The organism is Rossellomorea vietnamensis (assembly GCF_025398035.1).
Taxonomy (GTDB): Bacteria; Bacillota; Bacilli; order Bacillales; family Bacillaceae_B; genus Rossellomorea; species Rossellomorea vietnamensis_B.
On the sequence record NZ_CP104558.1, the window covers coordinates 3,587,778 to 3,614,220 of the forward strand.

Below are 26,443 nucleotides of genomic sequence, written 5' to 3' on the forward strand. Positions count from 1 at the left end.
TTTTGTCTCATAACGGCCGGATTCTCCTTGTTTCTGGCTGGATTTTCTCCCATAACGGCTGGATTTCCATCACAAGCGGCTGGATTTTTCCTGTCTGGACCGAACCCTCAACAAAAAATGATGAAAATCATCCCCTGAGACCATCCCAACACCCTACTTATCTTAAAGGAGTGATCTTATTGATCGTAAAAAAGCATGAACCCCCTGGTATCATCGTAAACCTTGAGGTATTATTACGGCGCTTACCCAAATCCTACAGCGGAAGAAATGAGATTGAGCATCAGTTGGGGAATTTCAAGGCAGGTTACCACGGAGAGCTATCTTTGGACTATTATTTGAATCGACTCCCAGAAAAAGAATATTTGATTCTCCACGATCTTCGCCTCTTTATTCAATCCGCCTTTTTCCAAATCGATACTTTAATCCTTCATAGGAATTTCATTCTCATTTTAGAAGTGAAGAACATCGCAGGAGAAATTTATATTGATACAACCTATAACCAAATGATCCGGAATCTTAATGGTAAAATAGAGGTATTTCAGGATCCCATACTCCAGTCTCACAGACAAAAAAAGGACCTTGAAAGTTGGCTGGTGGAAAGAAATTACCCGTCCATACCTGTCGAGAACATTGTAGTCTTTACCAACCCACATTCCCATATAAAAAATTCTTCGCAAGATCATTCCGTTTATCAGAAGGTGATAAGAAGTGCAAAACTCCCTTTCCAAATTGAAAGCTATTTCCAATCCCATCAAAATCCATCATTATCTCCTCAACAAGTAACCAAATTGACGAAAGCATTTTTGAAGCATCACATACCACAATCCTATAACCTCTTGAAACAGTTCAATATCTCACAATCGTTTATTCTTCATGGAGTGTACTGTGTTCAATGTCAGTCCGGATCGATGGAGAGAATAAGTGGTACATGGAGATGCGGGCGCTGTTTATCCGTTCAAAAGGATGCCCATACTCATGCATTGAGAGATTATGCGTTTCTGATAAATACCTTTATTACGAACAAGCAAACGAGGGAATTCTTAAAATTGGAGTCCACTTCAACTGCGCGCAAACTCCTGCAAAAATTGGCCCTTCCATCGACGGGATCCACAAGGGACCGGGCATACAACTTATCACCACTTATGGCGACTCCTCCTTCTCCCCCCGAAATGCCAGCACTGAAGTCTTCAAAGAAGCGTAATTCCCAATCGCCGCATAACCGTAAAAAAAGCCCATGAATATGCCCGTGACGGGATGCCCCCTGTGGCTGATGAAAATCGAGATGAAAAGCCCGAGCAGGACGGCAATATTCGGTACCAGAAAAGCACGTGGTTTAAAGAAGACTTTGATAAGCTGGGTTAACAGGATGATGACGGGAATGGCGATGACGGCATCCCAGAAGTTTGTGTGAATCGTTGGGAAATCCATATAAAGCCTCCAATAAGGGTTTTGTTCATACTATTTCCTTATTGTGTGTGGATTAACAAAAAAAGATGACCCCTTAAGAGGGATCATCCATTTTAAATCGCGCGTTCCAGCGTTCTGCCTTCTCCAGTGCAGCCGTGTCGTTCACGATCTCACCAGGTTTGACGCCGGCACCGATCAGGTAATCTGTGAATTCCATATGGACGAATTCAAAAATGTAATTGAATTGCTGTACAAGGGGAAGTCCTTTTATGTTGGCCGAGCTTCCTCCGGTAATCACCACGTACGCCTTTTTCTTCGTAAGCTCTTCTTTCAAGTTGAAACGCTCGTCGCGCAAATACTGACTCCAACGGTCGAAGAAGTTCTTCATCGGACCGCTCATTCCATACCAATAGAGAGGCGTAGCGAATAATAATACGTCATGCTCCTCCATCATCCGGACCAGCTGTTCGTAATCATCATCGACAGGGAGAAATCCTCCTTCAGCGTGACGCAGGTCTTCAATCGGCTCGATATGCAGATCGGCAAGGGAGACGACGGTATGGTCGGTACCTTCGACGATTTTCTTCGCAAGATATTCGGAGTTCCCGTTTTTTCGTGTGCTTCCTAAAAGGGCCAGTACTTTCATTGATGAACACTCCTTTATACATTTCATTATATTTGGCTTTAACCGCTAATGGGATTCTGAATGGTTAAGAGTATACCATTGATGGGGAGATTAAAGTTATCTATAATTATCGATACTAATTATTGTAATAGATGATAGGAGGGGAAAAATGGATCTGAACTATTTTTATACATTTAAGGAAGTGGTTAAATGGGGGAGTTACACGAAGACCGGGGAGGAACTCGGATATGCCCAGTCCAGTGTGACGACCCAGATCAAGAAGCTGGAAGAGCATTATGGGATAAAAATATTCGAACGGGTCGGCGGAAAAATGAGGCTGACGCAGTCAGGAGAAGAGCTTTACTACTACGTGGAAAAAATAGTGTCCCTTCTGGATGAAGCGGAAGAACGGATCTCCCAGGAAAGCAATCTGCGGGGGACCTTGCGGATCGGGACCGTGGAATCCCTGGCAGCTTATTTCATCACGCCTTATATTAAGGAACTAAAAGGGAAGCACCCTGAATTAAAGATCCTCCTTGAATCCGGACTATGTCCGAACTTAAAGGAAGGCATCCTTGAAGGGAAGTATGATATCGCTATCCTTCTTGACCGTTTTTCAGAACATCCCGACTTAACGACGATTCCCATCAGGCAGGAGAAATTGGTCATGATTGCGCCACCGGGTCACCGATTGCATTCCCTGAAACAAATGAACGTAAGGGAGCTTGAATCGGAAACCCTGATTTTAACAGAGAAAGGTTGTTCGTACCGGGTCTTATTGGAGCAACTTTTAAAAGAGAACGATGTGCAGGCAAAATCTATCATCTCCTTCAGCAGCTTAGAAGCCATCAAACAGTGTGTAGCCGATGACCTGGGTTTGGCCATCCTGCCTGAGATAGCCGTGCAAAAGGATATTGAGAGTGGAAAGGTCGTTCAGATTCCATTTGATCATGAAAAAAGCCCTCTTTATACACAGATTATTTATCTAGAAAAAAAGTGGCTGACGCCTCCACTTACACAATTGATCGGAGCCCTGACTTCATAGATATCAAAATTCTTGATGAATAATATGAAAAACTATCAATAACTTTATGGGTCAAAAAGATGGTAAAATGAATGGATAATTCTTACGAAGAGGTGCTGAATATGAACACTTTTTTACAATACAATCCGACGAAGCTTTACTTCGGTAAAGATGAAGTGAAGCAGCTGTCTTCCATTTTAGACAAGGGACTGAAGGTCTTACTGGTTTATGGGGGAGGAAGCATCAAGAGAAATGGCGTTTACAATGATGTGATGACCGAGTTGGGTAAAATGGATGCCAACGTTTTTGAGTTAAAGGGAGTGGAACCCAATCCCCGACTGACCAATGTCCGTAAAGGTGTCGATATCTGCAAAAAAGAAGGAATAGACTTCATCCTGGCAGTAGGCGGTGGAAGTGTGATCGACTGCACAAAAGCGATATCGGCAGGAGCAAAGTACGAGGGGGACGTGTGGGAACTGATCACCGCCAAAGCCCCGATCGAGGAAGCACTTCCCTTTGGAACGATCCTGACGTTGGCTGCGACAGGTTCAGAAATGAACTCTGTGTCTGTGATTACGAACTGGGAAACGAATGATAAATTAGGTTGGGGCTCGCCTCTTGTCTTCCCGACGTTTTCTATACTGGATCCTTCTTACACATTCTCTGTACCCCGCGACCAGACAATTTATGGGATCGTCGACAGCATGTCCCATGCTCTTGAACACTATTTCCATCGGACGGAAAATACGCCGATGATTGACGGGTTCATTGAATCCCTTTTAAGGACGGCGATTGCAACCGGTCCTAAACTACTGGAGGATCTCGAGTCCTTCGAGCATAGGGAAACGATGATGTATATCAGTACGACGGCATTCAATGGATCTCTTGCAAATGGGACCGACGGAGGGGATTGGGCCACCCACCGGATCGAGCATGCCATTTCGGCCATCTACGATATTCCCCATGGCGGCGGTCTTGCGATACTTTTCCCGAACTGGCTGGAGCATGTACTGGAAGAGGATCCATCCCGGGTCAAACAGCTTGCGGTGAATGTGTTCGGGATCTCGCCTGAAGGCAAGGAAGATATCGACGTGGCACGTGAAGGGGCGAAAGCTCTGCGCGACTTCTGGAACTCCCTCGGGGCACCTGGCACGCTTGCCGATTATGACATTGATGATAGTCAGTTCGATTCCATTGCGGAGAAGACGTTCATCAAGCCTGGCGTAGGTACGTATAAAGAAATGGATCTGGACAGTGTGAGGGATATATTGGCAAGATCTCTTTAGATGATGTGGTTCCCGGGTTTGGTGTGTTTGTTGGGAAAAAAAGTAAAATGGCTGGATTCTGTTCAGGAACGGCTGGATTCTTGGCCATTCCGGCTGGATTTTCATCAAAAACGGCCGGATTAACGCGCGTTTCGGCTGGATTTTCTCGAAAATCGGCTGGATTCTTGGCGACTCCGGCTTCGCCCGGACCAGATTCCCCTACACCATGACCAAATCCCCCCATCGCCCACGCTGCCCGAGAACAAAAAAGGACGAATCGACACACCGATTCGTCCTTTTTTCATCCTTCTTGCATCCCGAAAACGTATTACCGTCTCCGGAACCCTTCTTCACGCAGATACAACGCTGCTTCATCATACCCGCCGAAGCTGTCCTCAAGATTGTCACCGGCGTAGATATTCCAGCGGTCATCTTCTTCAATCAGCATGAGGGAATGTCCTTCTGCGTCTTTCCATAACTGTTCCACGGGAGGCGCAACTTCTTCTTCCGTTGCCAAGTGATCGATCGACGCACGAATGATTTCGCGCAGTTCATCTGCCGAAAAATCACGGATATTCACAAGGCCTTTTGGATTGGATTCATAATCGAGGCTGCCCGTGTAAACAAAGCCGTTTCCGTTCGGGTGCAGGTGATAGACGACGGTCGTTTTTTCATAGAGACTGTCTTCAAAGTGGAAGTTCACGCGGTTCAGTGAAACGTCCTTTCGTGTAAGCTCGGGAAATTCTTCTATGAGAGCTAATTTATCTTCAAATGTCAGCAATGTGATTCCTCATTTCATTTTACGATTTTCCCATTATACCACAGCGCCCTATTTTCTAAAGAGGATTACGGGTATAATGAGTATCAAAGAGGTGACCCCATTGAATGATTTTACTTCCTTAGGAATTCAACCTAAGTACGTTAATGCTTTAAAAGAACAATCCATAACAGAACCGACGCCGATTCAGAGCGAAACCATCCCAGTCTTATTGAATGGTGAGGACGTGATCGGACAGGCACAGACCGGAACGGGAAAAACGATGGCGTTTCTCCTGCCCATGCTTGCGAAAATCGATCCGGAAAAAGATGAGATCCAGTCCCTTATTGTGACTCCGACGAGGGAGCTTGCGATTCAGGTAACTGCTGAATTGAATCAAATACTATCTTCTGTCGAAGATGATATACATGTATTAGCTGTGTACGGTGGTCAGGATGTGGAGAAACAGATTAAGCGACTGAAGAATAAGGCGATTCATATCGTGATCGGTACACCGGGACGACTCCTTGATCATGTGCGCCGCGAGACGGTCGATTTTTCAAATGTTAGGTTCCTCGTATTGGATGAAGCGGATCAGATGCTTCATATCGGCTTCTTCGATGAAGTGGAGTCGATCATCCGCGAGACGCCGTTCACCCGTCAGACCGCCCTGTTTTCAGCAACGATGTCCAAGGATATCCGTAAGATCGGGAAGCGCTATATGAATCAACCTCATAATGTGCAGATCCGTGAAAAAGAAAAAATTGTACAGGAAATCCAGCAGGAAATTGTGGAAACGACGGATCGACAGAAGCTGGATGCCCTCAGTCAGACGATCCACGATGTCCAGCCGTTCCTTGGCATCATTTTCTGCCGGACGAAGAGGAGGGTCAGCAAGCTTCTGGGAGACCTTAAAGCGAGAGGTTTTCTCGTCGATGAACTCCACGGTGACTTGTCTCAGGCGAAGCGGGAAAACGTGATGAAGAAGTTCCGGGACGCAAAGCTCCAGCTTCTTATCGCAACGGACGTGGCGGCCAGGGGGCTTGATGTGGAGGGTGTGACCCATGTGTTCAACTATGATATCCCTCAAGATGTGGAAAGCTATATCCATAGAATCGGGCGTACGGGCCGTGCCGGAAAAGACGGGCTGGCCATCACCTTTGTTGCACTGAAGGATAAGCAGGATCTGGAAATGATCGAAAAAGGCATCGGACGTTCATTGCCCCGCCGTGTAGTGGAAGTCGTTTCTACTAAAGAAACCCCCAATCGCACGAAAGGATCCAGTGAAAGTGCAAAGGATCGCCGTGAAAAGAATATACAAGCGAGTAAGGAAAGAAAAGCAAGGTCACCCCGGGGTGGCAGATCCAGGACGGGTGACAATGATGGTCCGACCCGCAGTCGCAGGTCCAAGAGTGAAGACAAGAATCCCCGCCGCGGTGGTGGTGAATCATCGGGTAACACCCGCGGTAAGCGAAGTGGCTCGACAGGAAGGAACAACAACGGTAATCAACGAAATAGTGGCAGCAGATCCACTTCGAATCGAAGAGGGCGCTGATTTCTAAAGCATGGTGACGAGAAGGTCATCATGCTTTTTTAGTCGGTATAAATATCTGAATATTCCCATAAATAGTCTGTATCTGTTAATATAGTCCATATAAGATTGATTAATAGAGGGGATGGATGTACATATGCACGTACCATTGGTGTTAACGGATTTTCTGGATCGGGCAGTGGAGTTATACGGGGATAAGGTAGCGATCATCGATGACGAAAAGCGTTTGACGTATAAACAACTCGGTGACCGTGTGAACCAACTGGCAAGGGGACTGAAGGAGTTTGGAATAGAAAAAGGGGATAAGGTGGCGTATCTTGCTCCCAATACGACGGAGATGCTGGAAGGATTTTATGGCGTTTACTCTGTCGGAGGAGTCATGACGCCTTTGAATACCAGATTAAAGCCAGCCGATTATCAATTTATCCTCACACATAGTGAGAGTAAGGCACTGTTTGTCGATGAGGAACTCTATCCGTTGGTCCAGCCGATTCTACCAAAGGTCCCTCACTTGAAGCATGTGGTCATTCACGGGAATACGAGGGACGGCCATCGGGGCTATGATGAGTGGCGCGGCTCGTTCAGTCGCGAGCCTTTCTCCCGTGCCGAACTGGAAGAGACGGATATCGCGTCCCTTCTTTATACAAGCGGGACGACGGGGGATCCGAAGGGGGTGCTCCTCACACACAGGTCCAATTATTTGCATGCCCTATCGTCCATGCATCATTTGCGGGTGACGGATCAGGATACGCTTCTTCACGTCCTGCCCATGTTCCATGTGAACGGTTGGGGGTCACCATTTTATTATACGGCCAATGGCGCAACCCAGGTGATGCTCAGAAAAGTGGATCCGGAAGTGATTCTCGATAAGGTGGAGAAGCATGATGTGACCGTTATGCATATGGCACCGACCGTACTCAACATGCTCCTCGAGTCCTATCCGGACAGGGATCGCTCCACCGGGAAAAATATAAGGGTTGTCATTGCCGGGTCTGCCCCGCCGCCGGCATTCGTCCGGAAAGTAGAGGAGAATTTGAAGTGGGAATTCATCCAGGTGTACGGGATGACGGAAATCTCACCCCTTATCACGACTTCTATCTTAAGATCCTCGGAACAGGACCGGCCCAAGGAAGAAACATACCGCCTGAAGGCGAAAGCGGGATACAGCATGATCGGGAGTAGGGTGAAGGTGGTCAACGAACTCGGGGAAGAGGTGCTTCATGATGGAAAAGCGATTGGTGAAATCGTGACGAGGACCAATACGGTGATGGAAGGATATTATAAAAATCCGGAAGCCACCAATCAAACGATCAGGGAAGGATGGCTGCATACGGGAGATATGGCGACGGTCGATGAAGACGGCTACATCGAAATCGTCGACCGGATGAAAGACGTCATCATAAGCGGCGGAGAAAACATTTCGTCCATTGAGGTGGAGGGAGCCCTTTACGAGCATGATGGTGTCCTGGAAGCAGCGGTGGTGGCCATTCCCCATGAACGATGGGGGGAAGTTCCCCATGCAGTGGTGGTTCTAAGAGACGGACACATATTGACAGAACAGGACCTGATCGACTTCACGAGAGAAAAGCTTGCACACTTCAAGGCACCAAAGAGCATTACTTTCGCGAAAGAATTACCTAAAACCGCATCAGGAAAGATCCAAAAAGTGGTGATCCGGAAAGAGTTTTGGAAGGATCATGACCGGATGGTTCATTAATGGGAAAAGTCGTGCAGCTGCACGGCTTTTCTATTTTATGTGGACAAATGCCCTTATTTCATCTATCAAGGCTGCTCGTCGTCCCTGTTCATACCCAGACGGCATATGTTATAAAAAGGACGTTTTATCTTCATAATAACAGGGAAAAGCAGTTTTTAAGAGTAGATAATTGGAGGGCATAAAGATGAGTTTAAATTCCCCGTTGGTTCCAAAATCAAAAACACATTGTACCAATGAGTATGGAAAGTTAATGAAAGTGGTCGTGGTTTCACCTGAAAATATGCAAATCAATGAAATCATAAATGAAACACAAAAACATTTTTTGAAAGAAAATATTGATATAGATAAAGCTGTTTCCCAACATAAAACATTTGTTGAAGCGCTGGAGGAAAATGGATCTGAGGTGATTCACCTTCAACCTTCTCCTGAATTCAATGAACAAGTCTTCACGAGAGATATCGGTTTCACGATTCATGATCAGTTTTTCGTCGCATCGATGAATACGGATGTCAGGCGGGGGGAAGTGAAAATCCTCAAGCACTGGCTGGAAGAAAACGAGGTACCATATACCGAACTTCTCCATTCCATTGAAGGTGGGGATGTTCTTGTTGATGAAGAAAATATCTGGATCGGCGTGAGCGGTCGAACGAATCAGCTTGCAATACAATCCCTGAGGAATCAGCTCACACCATATACCGTACATGAACTCCCATTAAGGGAAGACATTCTCCATTTGGATTGTGTATTCACCATCATTTCCAGTGAATGGGCACTTGTATATCCGCCGGCCTTTTCCGAAGGGGATCTCGAGACCATCAAGAAGCACTACAACATCATTACGGTGACGGATGAAGAACAATTTCAAATGGGACCGAATGTATTGGCAATCGGAGATGGGAAAATCATCAGTCTCACCCAGAACCAAGCTCTGAATGAGAGAATCAGGGCAGAAGGGTTTGACGTGATCGAACTGGACTTATCGGAAATCATCAAGTCAGGCGGGTCATTCCGCTGCTGTACGCTTCCCCTTATAAGAGAATGATATTGAAAGAAACAGGTGACTATTTGCCTGTTTTTTTTCAATTTACATAAGCTTTACTCTCTTGTATTCGTTTCGTAAATGGTTCTTCATATTTCCCCTTTATCCTTCTACATGTACCACGAATTATAGGAGGTAGGGAAAATGAAGAAATCAATGAAGAAGATCCTTCCGTTGGCGGTCGTATCCTCATTAGCTCTTGGAAGCGTCATAGGAATGAACCAGGATAACACAGAAGCGAAAGCGAAGGAATCGAAAAATGGGAAAGCCAAGAACGTCATCTTTATGATCGGTGATGGAATGGGTGTACCGTACACAACAGCCCTTCGTTATATGAATGACAATCCTGATACGATGGAAATGGAGAAGACGGCATTTGACCCTTACCTTGTCGGACTACAAACGACGTACCCGGAAGATGAAAAAGAGAACGTAACAGACTCAGCGGCTGCTGCAACGGCAATGAGCGGCGGAGTGAAAACATATAATAACGCGATTGCAGTAGATAATGATAAATCAGATGTAAAAACGGTTCTGGAGCAGGCGAAGGAAAATAACATGTCTACAGGAATCGTCTCTACGTCAGAAATCACCCATGCTACACCGGCATCTTACGGAGCTCATGAAGAGTCACGCAAGAGTGAAGATGCGATTGCCAATGATTATTATGATGAAATGATCAACGGGAAGCATAAGATCGATGTCATGCTTGGTGGAGGAACAGATTTCTTCGAGCGTGATGATCGCAATATTGCAGAACAGTTCAAAAAAGACGGATACAGCTATGTAAAATCAGCTGATGAGCTTAAAAAAGATAAGAATGATCAAATTCTTGGTCTGTTCGCTGAATCCGGAATGGACAAGATGATCGACCGTGATGAGAAGCAGCCAAGCTTAGCGGATATGACGACGGCTGCCCTTGACCGTTTAAAAGGAGATAAAGATGGTTTCTTCTTGATGGTGGAAGGAAGTCAAATCGACTGGGCCGGTCATGATAATGATGTAGTCGGTGCCATGAGTGAAATGAGAGACTTTGAACAAGCGTTTGAAAAAGTAAGAGATTTTGCGAAAGAAAATGGAGAAACTCTTGTCATCGTAACAGCAGACCATTCAACGGGTGGAATCTCAATTGGCTCTGACGGTGAGTACAACTGGGATCCGGCTCCAATCCAGGCGGCAAAGCATACACCTGACTATATGGCAGAGCAGATTGTAAACGGTGCATCGGTTGAAGAAACGTTAGCCGACAATATCGACCTTGAATTGACTGAGGAAGAAATTGATTCTGTGAAAACCGCAGCTGAAAAAGGCGATCAGACGGAAATCGATAATGCAATCGAGAAGATTTTTGATAAACGTTCAGGTACCGGCTGGACAACGGACGGACATACTGGTGATGACGTACCTGTGTACGCATACGGTCCTCAAAAAGAGAAATTTGCCGGCCTGATTGATAATACGGATCAAGCAAACATGATCTTTGAATTGTTGAAGAATAAAGGCAAAATCAAAGACAAGAAATAAACTCACTGAAAAAGACCATGTCGGGGGTACGCCCTGACGGTGGCTAACCCCAAAAGTTAGAGTTTTGTTATGCAGCTGATTGGATGGACTGAGTTCGGTATTCGACTGGACTAAGTCCATCCAATTTTTCTTTTGAACGTTCATGATTGTACCAGTGGATATATTCTTCAATCCGGCTTCTCAAATCCTCAAAGGTAACTAATTTTTCTCCATAATACATTTCCTGCTTCAAAACACCAAAAAAGTTTTCCATTACAGCGTTGTCTGCGCATGTAGCTTTCCGTGACATGCTTTGGAATACATTATTCTTCTTTAATGTCTTCACCCATTGATTGTGCTGGTAATGCCAGCCTTGATCAGAATGGATGGTGGTTCGATAGATTGCGTGATCTCTTATTATTTCTATCGTTTCATGTAAAGGTTCCGTGACTAGATCTAACGTGGGACGTTTCCTGATTCCGTACGCGATGATTTCTCCGTTATAGAGGTCAAGAATGGGATTTAAATATAACTTCTCTTCGTTTAGACATTTAAATTCTGTAATGTCAGTTACTAATTTTTGTAGAGGGACATGCGTGTTAAACCGGCGTGATAATCGGTTCTTTGCCACCTTTCCAACGTTCCCCTTATACGAATTGTATTTACGGGATTTCCGCATGAATTTTACACATTTCAATCCGATGTCTCGCATAATACGATATACTTTTTTATGATTGATATGATGACCTAATTTCTTTAATTCCTTCGTAATCCGTTTATACCCATAACGTTCATGAAATTTTTTAAATAGGGAAGTAATGAGTTCTTTTAATTCTGCATTTGAATCCTCTTTGTCAAAACCCTTCACATGATAGTGGTAGGTTGCTTCGGGAATCCCCACTACTTGAAAAATATCTTTTAATCGGAATCCTTCTTCTTTAAGTTCGAATGCGAGCTTGGCTTGTGCTTTTCGCGGAAGGCATTCGGATTCTCCCGAAAAGCTCTCAACTTTTTTAGGTACGCATTTTCCAATCGCAGTAATTCATTCTCGCGTTCTAATTCCTCTTCGCGTGTTACCTTTTTCTCTTCCTTCTTCTCCGATTTATTAGGTTTCTTAGACATAGAAGGTCTCCCCTTTAATTTAGGTTTCAGGCCATCTACTCCTTGTTCATTAAATATTTTCGTCCAAGAATGAATTAATGAAGGATTGTTCAGCTTAAATTGTTCCGCAGTTTCCTGATAAGAAGCGCCTGTCTCTAACATAAATAGTATCGTATCTAATTTAAATTGAACAGAGTACGCTTTGTTTATTTCTCTTCGCTTTATACCTTCTATTCCTTGTGTTTTATAAGCTCTTACCCAATCTAGTAGTGGTGTCTTAGAAGGTAGGTTATATTTTTTCGCCAATGATTTATATCCAAGATGGCCATCCAGATACTCGGTGACAAGTTTTAGTTTAAATTCTTCACTATATTTAGCCATAAAAACACCCCCAAAAGTTAGTTTTCTACTCTAACTTTTGGGGGTCGATACCGACGTGGTCTTTTTTTATTATACTTCTTCTAAATCAGAAATACTGACTTCGGAACGTTCTTCCGATGGTCCACGAAGGTGCACTACGGCTGTTTTTCCGTCTTCTTTGACAGAGTCGATCCAGACGGACGCATCCCGGTACTTGACTTCGATGTCGGCTGAAGAAGATAAGATTTGTTTGACTCGATTTTGATCCATATTCATTCCTCCTAATGTTTTTCACTGATTAGTGTGTCCCAAATTCTGATGAACCATGACCGCATAATTCCTCAGGGGAATTGATACTCTATAAGTGAAAGGATGATGAGATGAAAAAGCAGGATGAGAAAATGTCGGCAACAGAAGCCAATATGGAATTAAATGAACGATTCAATGGTGGCGCTGAAAGGGAAGCCGACCAGAGTCACATACATGTCGAATCCAATATGATGCCAGTGAATATCGCAAAGGAAGAAGAGTGACTCCTTTCCAAATCAAAAAAACCTGCCTGAAGGGAATCAGGCAGGTTTCAGACTGTAGACAAACCCCACCTTCACTTTAACCGAAGGTGGGGTTTTCTGATATTTTAAAAGATTTTTCTCCTGTTTCTAGGCTGGACATGGCCCTCGCCATGTCCAGTTTGCCAACTTCTTAAGATTCATGGCAGCGAATGTAAGCATCGCCTGCATTGAAACTTTTTTAAGACCTCTTAAGGTCGTCCAACGCATGCCATGCTTTTCTTTTGCGTCCGCAAAGACCCGTTCGATCGTTTCTTTGCGTTTCGCATATAGAGTTTTATTAAGTTCTGTATGTCTCAAATGTTCTACTTCATCTATGTAATCCTGCCACACATGTCGATGAATCATCTTGGTGTGATTCTTACTTTGTGTACAACGTTCTAACAGAGGACAGTCTTTACATTCCAAAGGATTTGAAGCGTATTGTTTGTACCCGTCTCTTGTGGTAGTACGGTAAGGTAAAATTTGTCCTTCGGGACAAAGATAGGAGTCAAAATATTCATCGTAAACGTATTCGTATTTCCTAAGATATCCGTCTTTCGTTCTCGGCCGTGTATAAGGCATAACGGGTCTGATTTCTTGGTCCATGAGGAATTTAGCGATGTGGGGTGTTTTATATCCTGCATCAACAGCGACAGAACTGGGCTTACCGACTTTATCCGTGACTTGAGTGACGAGCTTGTCCAACATCCGACTATCGTGAACATTTCCTCCCGTGACAAGAGATCCTAAGATAAAACCCCGGGAGTCGCTTGCCGTATGAAAAGAATACGCAAACAGCTTTTCGCGCTCATCTTTTACGTAATACCCACTTTCAGGGTCTGTCGTGCTGACCTTTATTTCTTTTGACTCTTCTTTATTCTGTGGGGGGAAGGGCTTTTTTCCGTGTTCCTCTCGGTCAATGTTGATCTCTTTATCCAGCTGATCCTGATACGTTCTAGTTTCGACTCGGGCTATTTTCTTTTCGAATTTCTTCTTATTCGCATTCGCTTTTACATGAGTAGAATCTATAAACGCAACGGATGGATCCACCAATCCTTTGGTCATCGCTTCTTTCAAAATGCGGTAGAAAATTTGTTCAAAGAGATCCGTATCGTGGAAGCGCCTAACGTAGTTTTTACCGAAGGTTGAAAAGTGAGGGATTTTCTCTTTGAACGAATACCCAATAAACCATCGATAAGCAACGTTGGTTTCGATTTCTTTGATGGTTTGACGCATGGAGCGTATGCCAAAGAGGTATTGGGTAAAGACCATTTTAATGAGAACAACGGGATCAATACCAGGCCGCCCATTGTCTAAACAATATTTATCTTCTACTAAGTCATAAATAAATTCAAAATCAATCGCTTGTTCAACTTTCCTAACTAGATGATCCTCAGGAACAAGTTCATCTAGCGCAACCATTTCAATTTGATTTCTTCCTTCTTTAGTGTGTTTTGATAACATTTTTATCCCCCACAAAAGCTTTATTCCTTTCTATTATACAAAAAAAGCTTGTAGACTTGGTCTAATTCTTAGACTTTGTCTACAAGCTGAAACCTGCCTGAAGGGAATCAGGCAGGTTTTTTACTATTTTGTTTTATTTTTCTGGTCTTTATTATGCTTATTTCCCTTGCTGTTGTCCCCGCTTGTGATTTCGCTTGCAAATTCTGTTGTGCCCCGTCTAGGTGAATTTTGGTTCTCGCTGCCCCGATTGTTTTTCATTGTCAAAGGAATCCCTCCATATTAGTAAAATCGATATTAGTTTTTGATAAGGAGAAGGGGACTATTCAATTCGGGGAGAATATATGTCTTTATTCCTGAATTTAACAATCAGGATGAATTTTTATCAGTACTGAACGATAATGAAGAAAAGAACTCTTTCTATTGGGAGGGCTATGCTGATGCAAGAAAGAATGAAAGAAATGCGGGAAGGAAAACCAGGCAGGTGGTTCAAAGATGAGGAAGCAGCGAATACGGAAGGGTTTCCGGTCTTGTTTGTCCATGGCATCAATACTTCATCAGACACGTGGCTTTTGAATAATGATATGCTCCCCATCATCCGTGGAGCAGGTTATCAATCGGTGTTCATCGATTTGCACCGGGACGAAGACATGTGGACGAATGGAGGGATTTTAGCAGAGAAGATAGGTGAAATGTACGATTCTTTAAAGGAAAAGCTCGTGATTGTCGGTCACAGCAAGGGAGGGATCGATGCCCAAACGGCACTGTTGCATTACGGTGCTTCCCCTTATGTAGAACGGGTCATTACACTATCAACTCCCCATCATGGATCAGAGCTCGCCGATCTTGCTTTTAGTAAATGGGCAGGATGGCTGACCGATGCGTTGAAAAGCAAGACTCCTGCCGTCTTTTCATTGCAAACGGGCTATATGAAAGGTTTCAGGTCGGAAATGGACCGGCATGATCTTGCCAGAAGCATCCCTTTTTATACGTTTGGCGGTACAGGTTGGGGCGGGGCGCAATCTGAATTGTTTTGGGGAGGGCTTTATTTAAGCCGGTTTGGGCAGAGCGATGGTGCTGTCCTGGTGAAGAGCTCCCGGCTCCCTTATGGCAAAGAAGTGGCGGTACGGGACTGGACTCATTCGACCATAAAAGAAGGAAGGTCTATTTTTCCCTATATGAAGGAAATTCTCTCGGATGAGGTGAAAGATGTCGTTCATGCTGAAGCGAACGAACATGTTAAGGAAGAGGAAACCTCGGTGCTTCACAGAGGAGGGACAGTGGATGGTGTGGCAGTGGAACATTTCTCTGTGGAAGAAAGGGTTGAGAGGCTCACGATCGACTGGGTCAGCGATCAACGGGATACGATGTATGAACTGGTGGGGCCGGACGGTCAAGTATACAGGCAGTGGAGTGTGGCTGAAGATGCGACAGGGTATTTCCCCGGTGCTTTTCATCACAGCTTCCTGCTTACTGCTCCCATTCCTGGAAGGTGGGAAGTAAGGGCTCACGCGTCTCAAGAACACTATATGCTGAGCATTCTCTTTCATAAGAAATCAGCAGTGACTTCCTTGACTGCAAGTGATCAAACCTTGTTGAAAAAAATGTATACGATCCACCATATCCCAATGAAGAGCGGGAAAAAACCCTCCACACTCATTACTTCTGAAGATCTGTCGTCCCTGCCACTCGCGGACTTTGAGGAAGGAATCCACAACATCACCCTTGACCTGGAAGGGAAAACGGAGCAGGGAAACGAATTTCAACGAACAGTGATTCAAACGGTGTATGTAGATGGAAAGGGAAATATTTATTAAGTGAAAAACAAAGGTCCGTCCCTCTGAATAACGAGGGACGGACCTTTATCATTATAAGGTGTTCAGGAATTCTGTCACTTGTTCTGGTGATTTGGCGTTGGCGCTGTGCAGGTGCGCGATTTTTTCGCCGTTTTTGTAGACGAGCAGGCTTGGGATGCCCATGACGTCATATTTCTCTGCGATTTCCGGGAATTCGTCCTTATTGATGTCATACCATTTATATTGATTGAATTCTTCCATGATTTCATCAATGAACATATCCATTCTACGGCAGTCAGGGCACCAGTCTGCATGGAATTTTACGATGACAGGCTCTGTTGAAGTAATAAGATCGTCAAAGGTTTCTTTATTTTTGATTGATTGCATGATGATAACCTCCCTTTCCCACTTATTTTATACAAAACAGAGTCTGATTGTAAAACGAATCATTTTTCGTCTCATCTTGTACATGATAATATGAGAATACATTTTGAAAGAAAAAGGTGACATTATGCAGCCCATTAAAGTTGGTTTAGCAGGATACGGTTTTTCAGGACAAAGCTTTCATCGTCCTTTAATCTCTCATTTAGAGGAATTTCATATAGAAGCGGTCATGTCTTCCAATGAAGAAAAAGTATTAAACGATTTAGAGGCAGCGACTGTGGTGACCTCCCTTGAAGATCTGCTTCAGGAAGACATCGAATTAGTCGTTATCACCACTCCCAATCACCTTCACTACAGTATGATCAAGCAATCATTACTAGCCGATAAGCATGTGATCGTAGAGAAGCCATTTGTAACGGATAGCCGGGAAGGGCAGGAGCTATTGGAACTTGCGAAAGAAAGAGGACTTCATCTCTCGGTTTTCCATAACCGGCGCTGGGATGCGGACTTCCTGACGATTCAGCAATTGGTGAAAAAAGGGACGCTTGGACCGATCTTTACATATGAAGCGCATTTTGACCGGTACCGTCCGGCCATTAAGGATCGGTGGAAAGAGAATAAGATCGAAGGGGCAGGCGTCCTTTATGATCTGGGGTCTCATCTGTTGGATCAGGCCCTCACCCTGTTCGGGAAACCCAATTGGGTACAGGCGGATGTGTTCCCGCAGCGGGATCCTGAAAAGGCAGAGGACTACTTCCTTATTACCCTGGGATATGACGTCATGAGGGTTCAGCTGTATTCACGTTCAATCGTATTGGATCCGGGGCCACGCTATCAGGTCCATGGACTGAAAGGAAGCTTTGTGAAGCATGGGATGGATCGACAGGAGGATGACCTTAAGGCAGGAAAGAATCCTGTTTCTGAAGAATGGGGAATCGAAGACGAAGAAAATTGGGGTGTCCTTACGACTATCTCAGGTGAAGAGGTGACATCTGAAGTCATTCCATCGGAAAAAGGGGACTACACTCAATTTTACCTTGGGGTATACGGGTCAATAAGAGAAAATCATCCTCTCCCTGTCGACCCGGAAGAGGCTTTGCGCGTCATCACAATCATCGAAGCATGTAAAGAAAGTGCAGCATCCGGTCGAGTCATCACTATAAACTGAAAAAAGGGGCTCCCTGAACATGCAGGGAGCCCCTTTCCATCTCTTATTCCACCGTTCCTGCTTCCAAAATCTGAACCTTGGCGTCAACATTGAATTTCACACGTGGGTAAATGCTGTCTTCCCATTCCTTGAAATCAAATCCCCGTACACCGTGCTTTTGAATTTGTCCGATGCCGACAGGGTCTATTCCTAACTCCTGGAATTCCTTCAGCATTCTTATTCCATTTTCTTCAATATCTTTTTTCATTTGCTTCTCCACTTCAACCACTTTATCAGGAGTTAATTTCTTACCTGTATACTCACGGATGATTCCTCTTATTTTCACACGGATGGTCACTTCCACAGGATCCGCATGATGTTTGACGATGATTTTGTTCCTGGAGATGAGACTGGTCACGGATGCTTCAATAGATTTCTCCACATGACCATTGCTTTTTTCTTTTCCCATTTTAATGACGTGACTTCCTTCAGCATATCTATCCACCATCAGCTTGAAGAAAAACATATCCTTAGCAGGGATTTTTTTAATCATCTTATCTTTATTAAATAATGCTATGCCCGTAATTCCCACACTTTCATTGGATAGCTGCTTTAAGATTGGCAGATAAGGTGTCTGACCTTCCTGGAAATAATCATAGATGAACATATGAAGATTGGTTGCAGGCAATTCCCTTCGTGAGATATTATGTTGAATCAAATTGGATAGATATGTACCATTTCCCCTTAACCCATAATTCCCTTTAATGAGCTCTCCGGCTTCCCCTTCCGTCACAGTCAGAAAGAGCCTTGCCCCCACACTCGCATCCCTTTGAAGGGAATCACCGATATCGATGATCCCCTTCTTGGCAAGCTCCTCACCGATCAAAACGACGTCAAGGCTTCCACGGACCAGGGGCTGCTGTGATCTTCGTTCCAATTTCTCGAGCACTTCCCTCGTAGATGAGGCTTCTGCTGACAGCGTCCCATTTTGAATCGATTTATCGGCTAAGTAAATCGGGAAGAGGGCCGTCCCCCTGATCCTATCTTCTCCTACATAGTCGTAGGCTTTCCCTGTTTCGATATATAAATCATCCAGGATTTCCTTCTCCACACACCCTGTCAGTAATAAGAAACAAATGAGAATAGCTGTGAGTAAACATGTATGTTTCATTGTTTGTTCCTCACTTTCTTCATGATGATCACAAGCAATAGAAGAGCAGGAATGTAAAAATAGTTAATGTAAAATCCAATCTGCCCTGATACCGTATTCAGGAAATTCACTTGTTTCCTGTCAGCGAAAAATGTGAGGGCGGATAAGCATAACAGGCATACGATGAATAATGTATGCCTGTGCCTCAGTGGAGTCATCCGTTTTAAGATTCTGCTGGCACACCATATCGCAATACATACGTTGGGAAGGATGATCAAGCACCAATTGGCAATACCGATATACTCAAATCGTTCCACAAACGGCATTTCGACGATCTTCCACATGGAGAGGGTCGCCCAGACGGTCTTTTCCAGTTGTTTCTGACTGAAAAACGCGAAAGAAACAATGGCTAAGATCGTATAAAGGGTAGTGGTCGTAAATAGCGCCCAATGGGCATATTTTTGAGATTTCTTTGCCTCTTTCACAAAAGGGTAAAGAAGTAAAATGGATTCATAACCTAAATATGTCAGGGACATGTTCTTGGTAGAAATCAACAGATCCTTCACGGTATGATCAAAGACGGGCAGGATATTTCTAAAGTCTGCATATTTAAAGGTGAAGGCAAACGTTAATATGAGATAACTCGGAAGAAAGATCCCGAAAAAGGCCGTTCCGGTCACGGTCCGTACCCCTCCGTTGACAATATAGTAAACAAGCACGAGAAAGAGCAATGAAAAGAAGAACGTACTCAATCTTGGATACATCCACACCTGCAATACCTCGATATACGTACGCATAATGGTAATCACAAGCAAGCTGAAATAGATGACAAAGAAGAGACTGAATACTTTCCCAAGCCACTTCCCGAATACAAGAGTGTGGGCTGATACGAGATCTCCATCCACTCTATTTAAGATTTGATACATGATAAACATGATAACGTGAGTGAAAAGACCTGCAAGAATGACAGAAATCCATCCATCATAGCCAGCATTTTTTGAAATGATGCGCTGGAATCCAAGGACCCCGGCCCCCACCTGAATGGCGTGAATGAGAAAGAAGACCATGAACGGCGATATTTTTCTTCTATCCGGAATCGGCTGCATTTGATCACCTCCAACCATTATTCATCGATATCAAGCTTTTTCTTCCCTTCAGACGGACGGAACCTGAACGGTTTCTTCGTGCGCAGATATTCCGGCCGGCCGCCTTGTCTGCTGAAGGGAAGGCGAATGAGTGCATCTTTCAAGTCTTTTACCCGTGGTGGGTAAATAGGTTCCAAGAACGGTCTGCCGAGAGACGTCAATTGCAGGAGATGTCCCATCAGAAGGCAGAAGCAATAAACGATCCCAAGCAGTCCCCAAAGTTGTGCGAACAATAAGAAGGGAAAACGAAGTAGACGAATCGTATTACTCATCCGGTAAACGGGAGTGGTAAAAGAAGCGAGGGCAGCAAGTGCCACTAATATGAGCAGAACGTTACTCGTGATCCCCGCTTCAACGGACGCCGTCCCGATGACGATACCTCCAACGATACCGATTGTCTGACCGACCTTCGTCGGAAGGCGTGCCCCTGCTTCCCGCAGCAGCTCGATCGTCAACTCAAGAAACAATGCCTCGAGAATGGGAGGCAGAGGGATCTCCTGTCTTGAAGTGATGAGTGTCGCCATTAAATCCTTCGGTATGAGCTCATAATGATAGGTCAAGGCAGCAACATAAATGGGTGTGATCAAAATGGAGAATGCTACGGCAAATACACGAACCAGACGCAGGAATGAAGAAATGAAGAAATTCAGGAAATAATCTTCATATGCGCTAAAAAACTCTACGAGAGTGGTCGGTCCGATCAGAGCATGCGGCGATCCATCCACCATGATGGCAATTTTACCCTCGGCGAGTACGGACGCTACCCTGTCAGGTCGTTCCGAGTCCAATAGCTGCGGGAAGGGGGACTTGCCATTATCGGCAATCAGCTGTTCAATGAATGAACTGTCCATGATTTGATCAAAGTCGATATCCCGTAATCGCTGCCGGACCGTATTGACGTTTGCTTCATCTGCCAGTCCATCAATATAGAGCAGCACCACCCGGGTATGGGTGAGTGTTCCGAGATTGAATTCTTCCACTAGCATTTCCTTGATGGGCAGTCGCTTTCTGAGCAGGTTCAGGTTATCACTGAGAGACTCTACGAATGCCTCCTTGGGTCCGACGACACTGAACTCCACTTCCGGCTGAGAGACTTTCCTGCCCATTTCATTCTTCGTCGCGATGAAGGCAAATTTTCGGTTGGAAGCATCCATTGTCAGGAGGGTATATCCGTTATACAGCTTCTGTTCGATTTGGGTTTCATCTGTGGAGATTTGAATATCCAATACAGGAACCAGTGTTTTTAGATCATCGAAAGAGTGAAAATCCTTTGAAAGCAAGGAAGGAAGGACATCCTCCTGCAGGATCTTTCCATCAATCAACGTCGTGACGAAGTGCAGACTGAACTTCACCCCTGTATGGGGATTCTGGTAAAAGGCCTGTTTATAATCGGCAGATTTCTCCGCTTCCTTTTTCAGACTTTCATATGATTGCTTTTTACTGTCCTTATCGCTGTTTTTTTTGTTCTTAAAGAATGAAAACATACTAATCCCTCATGTCCGATGTATGGTCTATCCTGTAGTGTTACCGAAAAAAGGAGAATTATGAAAAAGGAAGGGGGGAGAGGAAAGAATACGTAAAGTGCTCATGAAAATCAGCATAGAAAAAGCCGGAAAGGGGGATGCCCTTTCCGGCTAACGTTTATTCCTGTTCCAGGAAATACTTTTCAATATCATCGAGCATGGCGTTTGCTGCCAGGACTCCGCCTGCCGTGTTCCAAATCGCATCACTTACTTCATATACTTTGTCTTGTTTTGCTACTTCAAGGTTTTTGAACAACGGATCGTTCAGCCAATCTTCAGCAAGTTTGTTCGCTTCGCCGTCGCCGGTTTCATATGTGAAGTAGAAGAGGACATCTCCGTCCATTGCCGGGATGCGTTCTTTCGTGACACCCTTTTCAGCGAAGTCATCTACATCCTGACCTTCAGGACGGGCGAACCCTAATTGATCCAAAATCACACCTGAGAATGAATCTTTATGATATATCCTTACGTCTCCAGCTAAAAAGCGGACCATGGAAACTTTTTGATTCAGTTTATCACCGAGTTTCCCTTTCAGATCTTCGATTCGCTGATCGTACTCCGCTAAAACTTCCTGACCCTTTTCTTCTTTGTTCAGAGCTTTGGCATATAATTCGAAGTTTTCTTTCCAGTTACCGCGTAACGTTTCAGCCATGACCGTTGGAGCGATGTCCTTCAACTGGTTGTACTGCTCTTCCTGACGCATTTTGTTCCCGATAATCAGGTCCGGTTGAAGCTTTGCGATGGCTTCCATGTTTAATTCGCTCTCTGTCCCGACGACTTCAACGTCTTTCATCTTGTCGGCGATGTGGTCATACCAAGGATCACCAGTCCACGATTGAACGGCACCGACGGGGGTGACACCCATGGCAAGGAGGGCCTCGGTTCCTTCATTTGTAAGGATGACGACTTTCTTTGGCGTTCCTTTGATTTCCGACGTACCCATTGCATGTTTCACTGTATACGTTTCTTCATTGGCATCATTTCCTGCAGACTCCTCTTTTTCTTCTTTATTTCCGCAGGCAGCAAGAAATAGAAGCGTAGAAATCAACAGTAAAGATAGTAAGCTTTTTAATTTCATATGTAGATCCTCCTGATATATTTTATCGGTGATAATGATTATCATTTACACTCATAATGGTAGTTGAGAAGGTTTTCATTGTCAATACCTAAATGATAATGATTTTCAAAGTCATTGACGCTCCTTTTATTCTTCTTTAAAATAGAAAGGGAAGACAGTACGTGATGGTTTAATTGATTCCTTTCCTTTAAGGAAAAGAAAGGTTAGCACATAATGAAAATTCAAAAAAAGCTTCTTTTATTTATAGGAACATTCCTTTTTCTTATCCTGTGTATCGGAATCAGTATTGTATACGGATACACGGATACAAGTTGGCGAACAGCCATCGAGGCTTTTTCCAACCCGACTGGATCGACGGAGCATATCGTGCTTCAGACCATCCGGTTACCAAGGGCGCTGATTGCGGCGGCAGTCGGTGCATCCCTTGCGATTTCAGGGGTTTTGATGCAAACGTTGACCAATAATCCCCTCGCTTCTCCAGGGATTTTCGGAATCAATGCAGGGGGAGCTTTTATGGTGGTCGTAGCGGTTACGCTCTTTGGCATAACCAATCTTCAATCCTTTACGTGGCTCGCGTTTCTTGGTGCTGCCATTGCAGCGGTCGGCGTATTCGTCATCAGCTCCGCAGGGGATAAAGGCTTGACACCGATGAAGCTGACACTTGCAGGAGCGGCGATCACCGCTATGTTTTCTTCCTTTACACAGGGATTGCTTGTCTTGAATGAAGCGGCACTGGAGCAGGTGTTATTCTGGCTCGCGGGATCTGTCCAGGGAAGAAGCCTGGATATATTGAGCGGTGTCTTTCCATATATAGTGGCTGGCTGGATTCTTGCTCTCTTCATTGCCGGCAAGATGAATATCCTCGCCATGGGTGAAGATGTGGCGAAAGGGCTAGGCCTGAAAACGAATGTGATCAAATTCCTTGCTTTGATGGTTGTCGTCCTCTTGGCGGGTGGTGCCGTCGCCGTTGCCGGTCCCATCGGTTTCATCGGAATTGTCATTCCCCATTTAGCAAGGAAGATCATCGGGGTGGACCACAGGTGGCTGATCCCTTTCTCGGGACTTCTCGGAGCGATCTTATTACTGGCTGCCGACATTGGAGCACGTTACATCATCATGCCCCAGGAAGTGCCAGTCGGTGTCATGACCGCCATCATCGGGGCACCATTCTTCGTGTATGTGGCAAGGAAGGGGTTTTAACCGATGAATCGATTTATAGGAAAACGATGGCTACAGGACCGTGTTTCGATGCTCGTTGATCTTTCAGCACTTAAAAAAATAACCATCCTGGGTTTGATTACATTCCTGGTTCTGATCATGAGTACAGGAATAGGGGACTTGAAGATGGCCCCATGGAAGGTGATCAGTGTCTTCTTTGGAGGGGGGACGAGCCTGGAGCACCTCGTGGTGACGTCATTCCGCCTCCCGCGGATCCTCATCGCACTGCTTGCCGGGATGGCGTTGGCCGTTGCAGGTGGAATCCTTCAAGGGATGATACGCAACCCCCTTGCTTCACCGGACATCATCGGTATCACAGGAGGAGCGGGAGCGGCTGTCGTAGCCTTCCTGACCCTTTTCAGCAATGATGATAATACGTTGATGGTCAGCATTAAATGGCTGCCGGTTGCTGCATTCATCGGCGCGACAGTCATTGCCTTTCTGGTTTACTTTTTAGCCTGGCGAAAAGGGGTATCGCCTGTCAGACTCGTTCTGATCGGTATTGGCATCTCGGCTTTGACTCAAGCCTTGACGACGTTGCTTATGATACTCGGCCCGATTTACAGGGCCAGTCAGGCAAATATCTGGATCACGGGTACAGTGAACGGTTCCGACTGGCAGGATGTGTGGATCCTGCTTCCCTGGAGCCTGGTCTTTATCCTGTTAAGCTTCTTTATTACCCGGCAGCTGAATATACAGGAACTAGGCGAAGAAATTGCCACTAGTGTAGGAGGCAATGTTCAACGGCAGCGGTTCTTTCTCCTCCTCATGTCAACGGCGTTAGTGGGGGGAGCCGTCGCATTCGCCGGTGGAATCGGCTTTGTAGGCTTGATGGCTCCCCATATGGCAAGGAGGATGGTCGGTTCTTCTTTCGGGGCACTGCTTCCGACTGCAGCCCTGATCGGCGGGATCCTCGTCATGGTGGCAGACTTGATCGGCAGGACACTTTTCCTTCCACTCGAAGTCCCGGCCGGTGTCTTTACGGCAGCAATCGGCGCACCGTATTTTATCTATCTTTTATTCAAAACAAGAAATTCTTAAAGGAGTTGGCCATAGATGAGTGACGTACTACAAACGAAGGATTTGACTCTATCTTACGGGGAACGGACGATTATCGATGAATTGAATATTGACATTCCACAAGGGGAAATTTCGGTCTTCATCGGCGGGAACGGCTGCGGGAAATCCACGCTTCTCCGTTCCATCGCCCGTCTGCTTAAGCCGAAGCATGGATCGGTCCTGTTGGATGGGGAGGCGATCTCGCGTTTATCAACGAAGGAAGTCGCTCGTAAAATGGCCATTCTCCCTCAATCCCCAACGGCTCCAGAAGGGCTGACGGTCCTTCAGCTCGTCAAGCAGGGGCGCTACCCTCATCAGACCTGGCTCAAGCAATGGTCACAGAAAGATGAAGAAATCGTCCAGGATGCGTTGAAAGCAACGAAGATGGAGGAGCTGCAGCACCGGAAAGTGGATGAGCTATCGGGAGGGCAGAGGCAGCGTGCGTGGATCGCCCTGACACTCGCCCAGGATACAGACATCATCCTTTTGGATGAGCCAACGACGTATCTTGATATGACCCATCAGATTGAGATACTGGATTTATTATTCGAACTGAATGAGAAAGAGCAGCGCACCATCGTCATGGTCCTTCATGACCTGAACCTTGCCTGCAGATACGCCCATAATATCGTAGCGATCCGGGATAAACAGATCTATGCTCAAGGAAAACCTGAAGAGGTGATCAGCTGTGAGCTCGTGAAAAATGTGTTCGATATGGACTGCCAGGTATCCCGGGACCCATTATTCGGCACACCTTTATGCATCCCGTTCGGTAAAGGACGATGCATCTTGAAAGACGCAGTGGAGACAGGATGAACACCCTCACCGAACAGCAGTGGGAGATCTTGAGGAAATACCGTTTTCATGCGTCCGCCCCTGCTTTGAAAGGGGAAGAGGCAACCTCATTCCTGGATGGTGGAAAAATGAACGCCTATTTATCCCAGCGTCGCTCCCTGATCGGGACGGACGACCTTAAAGTGGCAGCCTCCTTATTCATGAAGCGCTATGCGTTTGTAGCAGCAATGGGTTTAATGACCATGACTTACTGGAATAAGAAATTGAATCTAAAGCCTGAAAACCTCATCATGGTCGATGGGGAGAAAAATGGCTTATGGATGCCTCAATTTCACTTGAAGGATGCATCGGTGACGGAGTTTACATCCCTAGAGGAAAAGAAGACGTTCATTCAATCCATTTTCCGGGATCATCTCAATCACGTGATTCAGTCGATTAAAAATGCCACAAAGCTATCGAACCTGATTCTTTGGGAAAACATCGCCGTATATGTATTCTGGATATTTGAGAGTGATGACTTCCTTTTAAACGAATGGACGGGGAGCGGGCGTGATGACCAACTGCGGATGCTCCTGTCAGATGAAAACAGCTCATGGTTCGGCAGCTATCACCGAAATCCACTGGCGAGATATTATAGCAGGAAAGTAAATATAGAGGGCATGGCTGAAAAGGTGCGTGTCAGAAGAACATGCTGCTTTTCCTACAGGCTGGAGAACGGGGAACAATATCGCTGTAAAACTTGTCCGCAGACCTGTCTGGTTAAAAAGACCTAATTCACATTTGCAA

27 protein-coding genes are annotated in these 26,443 nt (G+C 45.2%); 14 read left to right on the forward strand and 13 right to left on the reverse strand.

The window, feature by feature from the left end; all coding sequences use genetic code 11:
• Positions 1-170 precede the first annotated feature (170 nt).
• Positions 171-1,238, forward strand: a complete 1,068-nt coding sequence (locus N5C46_RS23340; protein WP_420720465.1) for a nuclease-related domain-containing protein — start codon at positions 171-173, stop codon at positions 1,236-1,238.
• Here N5C46_RS23340 and N5C46_RS18285 read toward each other — a convergent pair.
• Both N5C46_RS18285 and N5C46_RS18290 read right to left on the reverse strand, forming a co-directional pair.
• Positions 1,141-1,428 carry a hypothetical protein gene (locus tag N5C46_RS18285; RefSeq protein ID WP_261749716.1) on the reverse strand — a complete coding sequence of 96 codons (288 nt, stop codon included), beginning with the start codon at positions 1,426-1,428 and terminating at the stop codon, positions 1,141-1,143. The genes N5C46_RS23340 and N5C46_RS18285 overlap by 98 nt on opposite strands.
• Before the next feature lie 73 nt (positions 1,429-1,501).
• Complete coding sequence (locus tag N5C46_RS18290; RefSeq protein ID WP_261749717.1) at positions 1,502-2,053, reverse strand: flavodoxin family protein; 552 nt, start codon at positions 2,051-2,053, stop codon at positions 1,502-1,504.
• Between the two features lie 148 nt (positions 2,054-2,201).
• Between N5C46_RS18290 and N5C46_RS18295 the strand changes: the two genes are divergently transcribed.
• Both N5C46_RS18295 and N5C46_RS18300 read left to right on the forward strand, forming a co-directional pair.
• A complete protein-coding gene (locus N5C46_RS18295; protein ID WP_261749718.1) occupies positions 2,202-3,077 on the forward strand; it encodes a LysR family transcriptional regulator in 876 nt (291 codons plus the stop codon).
• A gap of 101 nt (positions 3,078-3,178) precedes the next feature.
• On the forward strand, positions 3,179-4,342 hold the full coding sequence (locus N5C46_RS18300) for an iron-containing alcohol dehydrogenase (protein WP_261749719.1): 1,164 nt from the start codon (positions 3,179-3,181) through the stop codon (positions 4,340-4,342).
• 307 nt (positions 4,343-4,649) lie between these two features.
• Here N5C46_RS18300 and N5C46_RS18305 read toward each other — a convergent pair whose 3' ends face one another.
• Positions 4,650-5,102 (reverse strand): hypothetical protein, encoded by a 453-nt coding sequence (locus N5C46_RS18305; protein ID WP_261749720.1) that lies wholly within the window; start codon positions 5,100-5,102, stop codon positions 4,650-4,652.
• 91 nt (positions 5,103-5,193) lie between these two features.
• Between N5C46_RS18305 and N5C46_RS18310 the strand changes: the two genes are divergently transcribed.
• The 4 genes from N5C46_RS18310 to N5C46_RS18325 all read left to right on the forward strand — a co-directional run bounded on the left by N5C46_RS18310 (position 5,194) and on the right by N5C46_RS18325 (position 10,910).
• The gene (locus N5C46_RS18310) at positions 5,194-6,633 is read left to right on the forward strand and encodes a DEAD/DEAH box helicase (protein WP_261752375.1); all 1,440 of its coding nucleotides are present in this window, start codon (positions 5,194-5,196) and stop codon (positions 6,631-6,633) included.
• Between the two features lie 133 nt (positions 6,634-6,766).
• Positions 6,767-8,347, forward strand: a complete 1,581-nt coding sequence (locus N5C46_RS18315) for a long-chain-fatty-acid--CoA ligase (RefSeq protein WP_261749721.1) — start codon at positions 6,767-6,769, stop codon at positions 8,345-8,347.
• Positions 8,348-8,531: 184 nt separating this feature from the next.
• Positions 8,532-9,389 (forward strand): dimethylarginine dimethylaminohydrolase family protein, encoded by an 858-nt coding sequence (locus N5C46_RS18320; protein WP_261749722.1) that lies wholly within the window; start codon positions 8,532-8,534, stop codon positions 9,387-9,389.
• A gap of 141 nt (positions 9,390-9,530) precedes the next feature.
• Positions 9,531-10,910 (forward strand): alkaline phosphatase, encoded by a 1,380-nt coding sequence (locus N5C46_RS18325; protein WP_261749723.1) that lies wholly within the window; start codon positions 9,531-9,533, stop codon positions 10,908-10,910.
• A 67-nt stretch (positions 10,911-10,977) separates the two neighbouring features.
• Here N5C46_RS18325 and N5C46_RS18330 read toward each other — a convergent pair whose 3' ends face one another.
• From N5C46_RS18330 to N5C46_RS18340, 3 genes are all read right to left on the reverse strand, one after another.
• The gene (locus tag N5C46_RS18330) at positions 10,978-11,922 is read right to left on the reverse strand and encodes an IS3 family transposase (RefSeq protein ID WP_336275584.1); all 945 of its coding nucleotides are present in this window, start codon (positions 11,920-11,922) and stop codon (positions 10,978-10,980) included.
• Positions 11,808-12,371 (reverse strand): transposase, encoded by a 564-nt coding sequence (locus N5C46_RS18335; RefSeq protein ID WP_261749724.1) that lies wholly within the window; start codon positions 12,369-12,371, stop codon positions 11,808-11,810. Before N5C46_RS18335 ends, N5C46_RS18330 begins: the two co-directional genes overlap by 115 nt.
• A 69-nt stretch (positions 12,372-12,440) precedes the next feature.
• Positions 12,441-12,620 carry an H-type small acid-soluble spore protein gene (locus N5C46_RS18340; protein ID WP_261749725.1) on the reverse strand — a complete coding sequence of 60 codons (180 nt, stop codon included), beginning with the start codon at positions 12,618-12,620 and terminating at the stop codon, positions 12,441-12,443.
• A gap of 110 nt (positions 12,621-12,730) precedes the next feature.
• Between N5C46_RS18340 and N5C46_RS18345 the strand changes: the two genes are divergently transcribed.
• The gene (locus tag N5C46_RS18345; protein ID WP_261749726.1) at positions 12,731-12,883 is read left to right on the forward strand and encodes a hypothetical protein; all 153 of its coding nucleotides are present in this window, start codon (positions 12,731-12,733) and stop codon (positions 12,881-12,883) included.
• Between the two features lie 126 nt (positions 12,884-13,009).
• Here N5C46_RS18345 and N5C46_RS18350 read toward each other — a convergent pair whose 3' ends face one another.
• Together N5C46_RS18350 and N5C46_RS18355 are read right to left on the reverse strand one after the other, a co-directional pair.
• Positions 13,010-14,365, reverse strand: coding sequence for an IS1182 family transposase (locus N5C46_RS18350; protein WP_261748840.1), 1,356 nt, complete (start codon positions 14,363-14,365; stop codon positions 13,010-13,012).
• Between the two features lie 123 nt (positions 14,366-14,488).
• Positions 14,489-14,629, reverse strand: coding sequence for a hypothetical protein (locus N5C46_RS18355; protein ID WP_261749727.1), 141 nt, complete (start codon positions 14,627-14,629; stop codon positions 14,489-14,491).
• Positions 14,630-14,802: 173 nt separating this feature from the next.
• Between N5C46_RS18355 and N5C46_RS18360 the strand changes: the two genes are divergently transcribed.
• Positions 14,803-16,179 carry a PGAP1-like alpha/beta domain-containing protein gene (locus N5C46_RS18360; RefSeq protein ID WP_261749728.1) on the forward strand — a complete coding sequence of 459 codons (1,377 nt, stop codon included), beginning with the start codon at positions 14,803-14,805 and terminating at the stop codon, positions 16,177-16,179.
• Between the two features lie 51 nt (positions 16,180-16,230).
• Here the strand turns inward: N5C46_RS18360 and N5C46_RS18365 are convergent, their stop codons facing one another.
• A complete protein-coding gene (locus tag N5C46_RS18365) occupies positions 16,231-16,545 on the reverse strand; it encodes a thioredoxin family protein (RefSeq protein ID WP_159362757.1) in 315 nt (104 codons plus the stop codon).
• Between the two features lie 103 nt (positions 16,546-16,648).
• Here N5C46_RS18365 and N5C46_RS18370 point away from each other — a divergent pair, with 103 nt between their 5' ends.
• Positions 16,649-17,710, forward strand: coding sequence for an oxidoreductase (locus N5C46_RS18370; protein ID WP_261749729.1), 1,062 nt, complete (start codon positions 16,649-16,651; stop codon positions 17,708-17,710).
• 43 nt (positions 17,711-17,753) lie between these two features.
• Here N5C46_RS18370 and N5C46_RS18375 read toward each other — a convergent pair whose 3' ends face one another.
• The 4 genes from N5C46_RS18375 to N5C46_RS18390 all read right to left on the reverse strand — a co-directional run bounded on the left by N5C46_RS18375 (position 17,754) and on the right by N5C46_RS18390 (position 22,585).
• Positions 17,754-18,860 (reverse strand): Ger(x)C family spore germination protein, encoded by a 1,107-nt coding sequence (locus N5C46_RS18375; protein WP_261749730.1) that lies wholly within the window; start codon positions 18,858-18,860, stop codon positions 17,754-17,756.
• Positions 18,857-19,945 carry a GerAB/ArcD/ProY family transporter gene (locus N5C46_RS18380; RefSeq protein ID WP_261749731.1) on the reverse strand — a complete coding sequence of 363 codons (1,089 nt, stop codon included), beginning with the start codon at positions 19,943-19,945 and terminating at the stop codon, positions 18,857-18,859. Before N5C46_RS18380 ends, N5C46_RS18375 begins: the two co-directional genes overlap by 4 nt.
• A gap of 17 nt (positions 19,946-19,962) precedes the next feature.
• Positions 19,963-21,468 (reverse strand): spore germination protein, encoded by a 1,506-nt coding sequence (locus tag N5C46_RS18385; protein WP_261749732.1) that lies wholly within the window; start codon positions 21,466-21,468, stop codon positions 19,963-19,965.
• A 157-nt stretch (positions 21,469-21,625) separates the two neighbouring features.
• Positions 21,626-22,585 carry an ABC transporter substrate-binding protein gene (locus N5C46_RS18390; protein ID WP_261749733.1) on the reverse strand — a complete coding sequence of 320 codons (960 nt, stop codon included), beginning with the start codon at positions 22,583-22,585 and terminating at the stop codon, positions 21,626-21,628.
• Between the two features lie 213 nt (positions 22,586-22,798).
• Here N5C46_RS18390 and N5C46_RS18395 point away from each other — a divergent pair, with 213 nt between their 5' ends.
• From N5C46_RS18395 to fhuF, 4 genes are read left to right on the forward strand one after another with little or no spacing between them, the layout of a single operon-like run.
• Entirely contained in the window at positions 22,799-23,785 is a 987-nt protein-coding gene (locus N5C46_RS18395; protein ID WP_261749734.1) for a FecCD family ABC transporter permease, read from the forward strand.
• A gap of 3 nt (positions 23,786-23,788) precedes the next feature.
• The gene (locus N5C46_RS18400; protein ID WP_261749735.1) at positions 23,789-24,844 is read left to right on the forward strand and encodes a FecCD family ABC transporter permease; all 1,056 of its coding nucleotides are present in this window, start codon (positions 23,789-23,791) and stop codon (positions 24,842-24,844) included.
• A gap of 15 nt (positions 24,845-24,859) precedes the next feature.
• A complete protein-coding gene (locus N5C46_RS18405) occupies positions 24,860-25,678 on the forward strand; it encodes an ABC transporter ATP-binding protein (RefSeq protein WP_261749736.1) in 819 nt (272 codons plus the stop codon).
• Entirely contained in the window at positions 25,675-26,430 is a 756-nt protein-coding gene (fhuF, locus tag N5C46_RS18410; RefSeq protein WP_261749737.1) for a siderophore-iron reductase FhuF, read from the forward strand. The genes N5C46_RS18405 and fhuF overlap by 4 nt, the downstream gene beginning before the upstream one ends.
• Positions 26,431-26,443: the final 13 nt, after the last annotated feature.

What these genes read in the sequence shown, in the direction of transcription:
- N5C46_RS18295 (WP_261749718.1), top strand. Translation starts at nt 2,202, where the DNA reads ATGGATCTGAACTATTTTTATACATTTAAGGAAGTGGTTAAATGGGGG.
- N5C46_RS18395 (WP_261749734.1), top strand. Translation starts at nt 22,799, where the DNA reads ATGAAAATTCAAAAAAAGCTTCTTTTATTTATAGGAACATTCCTTTTT.
- N5C46_RS18290 (WP_261749717.1), bottom strand. Translation starts at nt 2,053, where the DNA reads ATGAAAGTACTGGCCCTTTTAGGAAGCACACGAAAAAACGGGAACTCC.
- N5C46_RS18320 (WP_261749722.1), top strand. Translation starts at nt 8,532, where the DNA reads ATGAGTTTAAATTCCCCGTTGGTTCCAAAATCAAAAACACATTGTACC.
- N5C46_RS18335 (WP_261749724.1), bottom strand. Translation starts at nt 12,371, where the DNA reads ATGGCTAAATATAGTGAAGAATTTAAACTAAAACTTGTCACCGAGTAT.
- N5C46_RS18375 (WP_261749730.1), bottom strand. Translation starts at nt 18,860, where the DNA reads ATGAAACATACATGTTTACTCACAGCTATTCTCATTTGTTTCTTATTA.
- N5C46_RS18325 (WP_261749723.1), top strand. Translation starts at nt 9,531, where the DNA reads ATGAAGAAATCAATGAAGAAGATCCTTCCGTTGGCGGTCGTATCCTCA.
- N5C46_RS18385 (WP_261749732.1), bottom strand. Translation starts at nt 21,468, where the DNA reads ATGTTTTCATTCTTTAAGAACAAAAAAAACAGCGATAAGGACAGTAAA.
- fhuF (WP_261749737.1), top strand. Translation starts at nt 25,675, where the DNA reads ATGAACACCCTCACCGAACAGCAGTGGGAGATCTTGAGGAAATACCGT.
- N5C46_RS18405 (WP_261749736.1), top strand. Translation starts at nt 24,860, where the DNA reads ATGAGTGACGTACTACAAACGAAGGATTTGACTCTATCTTACGGGGAA.
- N5C46_RS18365 (WP_159362757.1), bottom strand. Translation starts at nt 16,545, where the DNA reads ATGCAATCAATCAAAAATAAAGAAACCTTTGACGATCTTATTACTTCA.
- N5C46_RS18350 (WP_261748840.1), bottom strand. Translation starts at nt 14,365, where the DNA reads ATGTTATCAAAACACACTAAAGAAGGAAGAAATCAAATTGAAATGGTT.
- N5C46_RS18360 (WP_261749728.1), top strand. Translation starts at nt 14,803, where the DNA reads ATGCAAGAAAGAATGAAAGAAATGCGGGAAGGAAAACCAGGCAGGTGG.
- N5C46_RS18380 (WP_261749731.1), bottom strand. Translation starts at nt 19,945, where the DNA reads ATGCAGCCGATTCCGGATAGAAGAAAAATATCGCCGTTCATGGTCTTC.
- N5C46_RS18340 (WP_261749725.1), bottom strand. Translation starts at nt 12,620, where the DNA reads ATGGATCAAAATCGAGTCAAACAAATCTTATCTTCTTCAGCCGACATC.
- N5C46_RS18400 (WP_261749735.1), top strand. Translation starts at nt 23,789, where the DNA reads ATGAATCGATTTATAGGAAAACGATGGCTACAGGACCGTGTTTCGATG.
- N5C46_RS18315 (WP_261749721.1), top strand. Translation starts at nt 6,767, where the DNA reads ATGCACGTACCATTGGTGTTAACGGATTTTCTGGATCGGGCAGTGGAG.
- N5C46_RS18390 (WP_261749733.1), bottom strand. Translation starts at nt 22,585, where the DNA reads ATGAAATTAAAAAGCTTACTATCTTTACTGTTGATTTCTACGCTTCTA.
- N5C46_RS18285 (WP_261749716.1), bottom strand. Translation starts at nt 1,428, where the DNA reads ATGGATTTCCCAACGATTCACACAAACTTCTGGGATGCCGTCATCGCC.
- N5C46_RS18345 (WP_261749726.1), top strand. Translation starts at nt 12,731, where the DNA reads ATGAAAAAGCAGGATGAGAAAATGTCGGCAACAGAAGCCAATATGGAA.
- N5C46_RS18300 (WP_261749719.1), top strand. Translation starts at nt 3,179, where the DNA reads ATGAACACTTTTTTACAATACAATCCGACGAAGCTTTACTTCGGTAAA.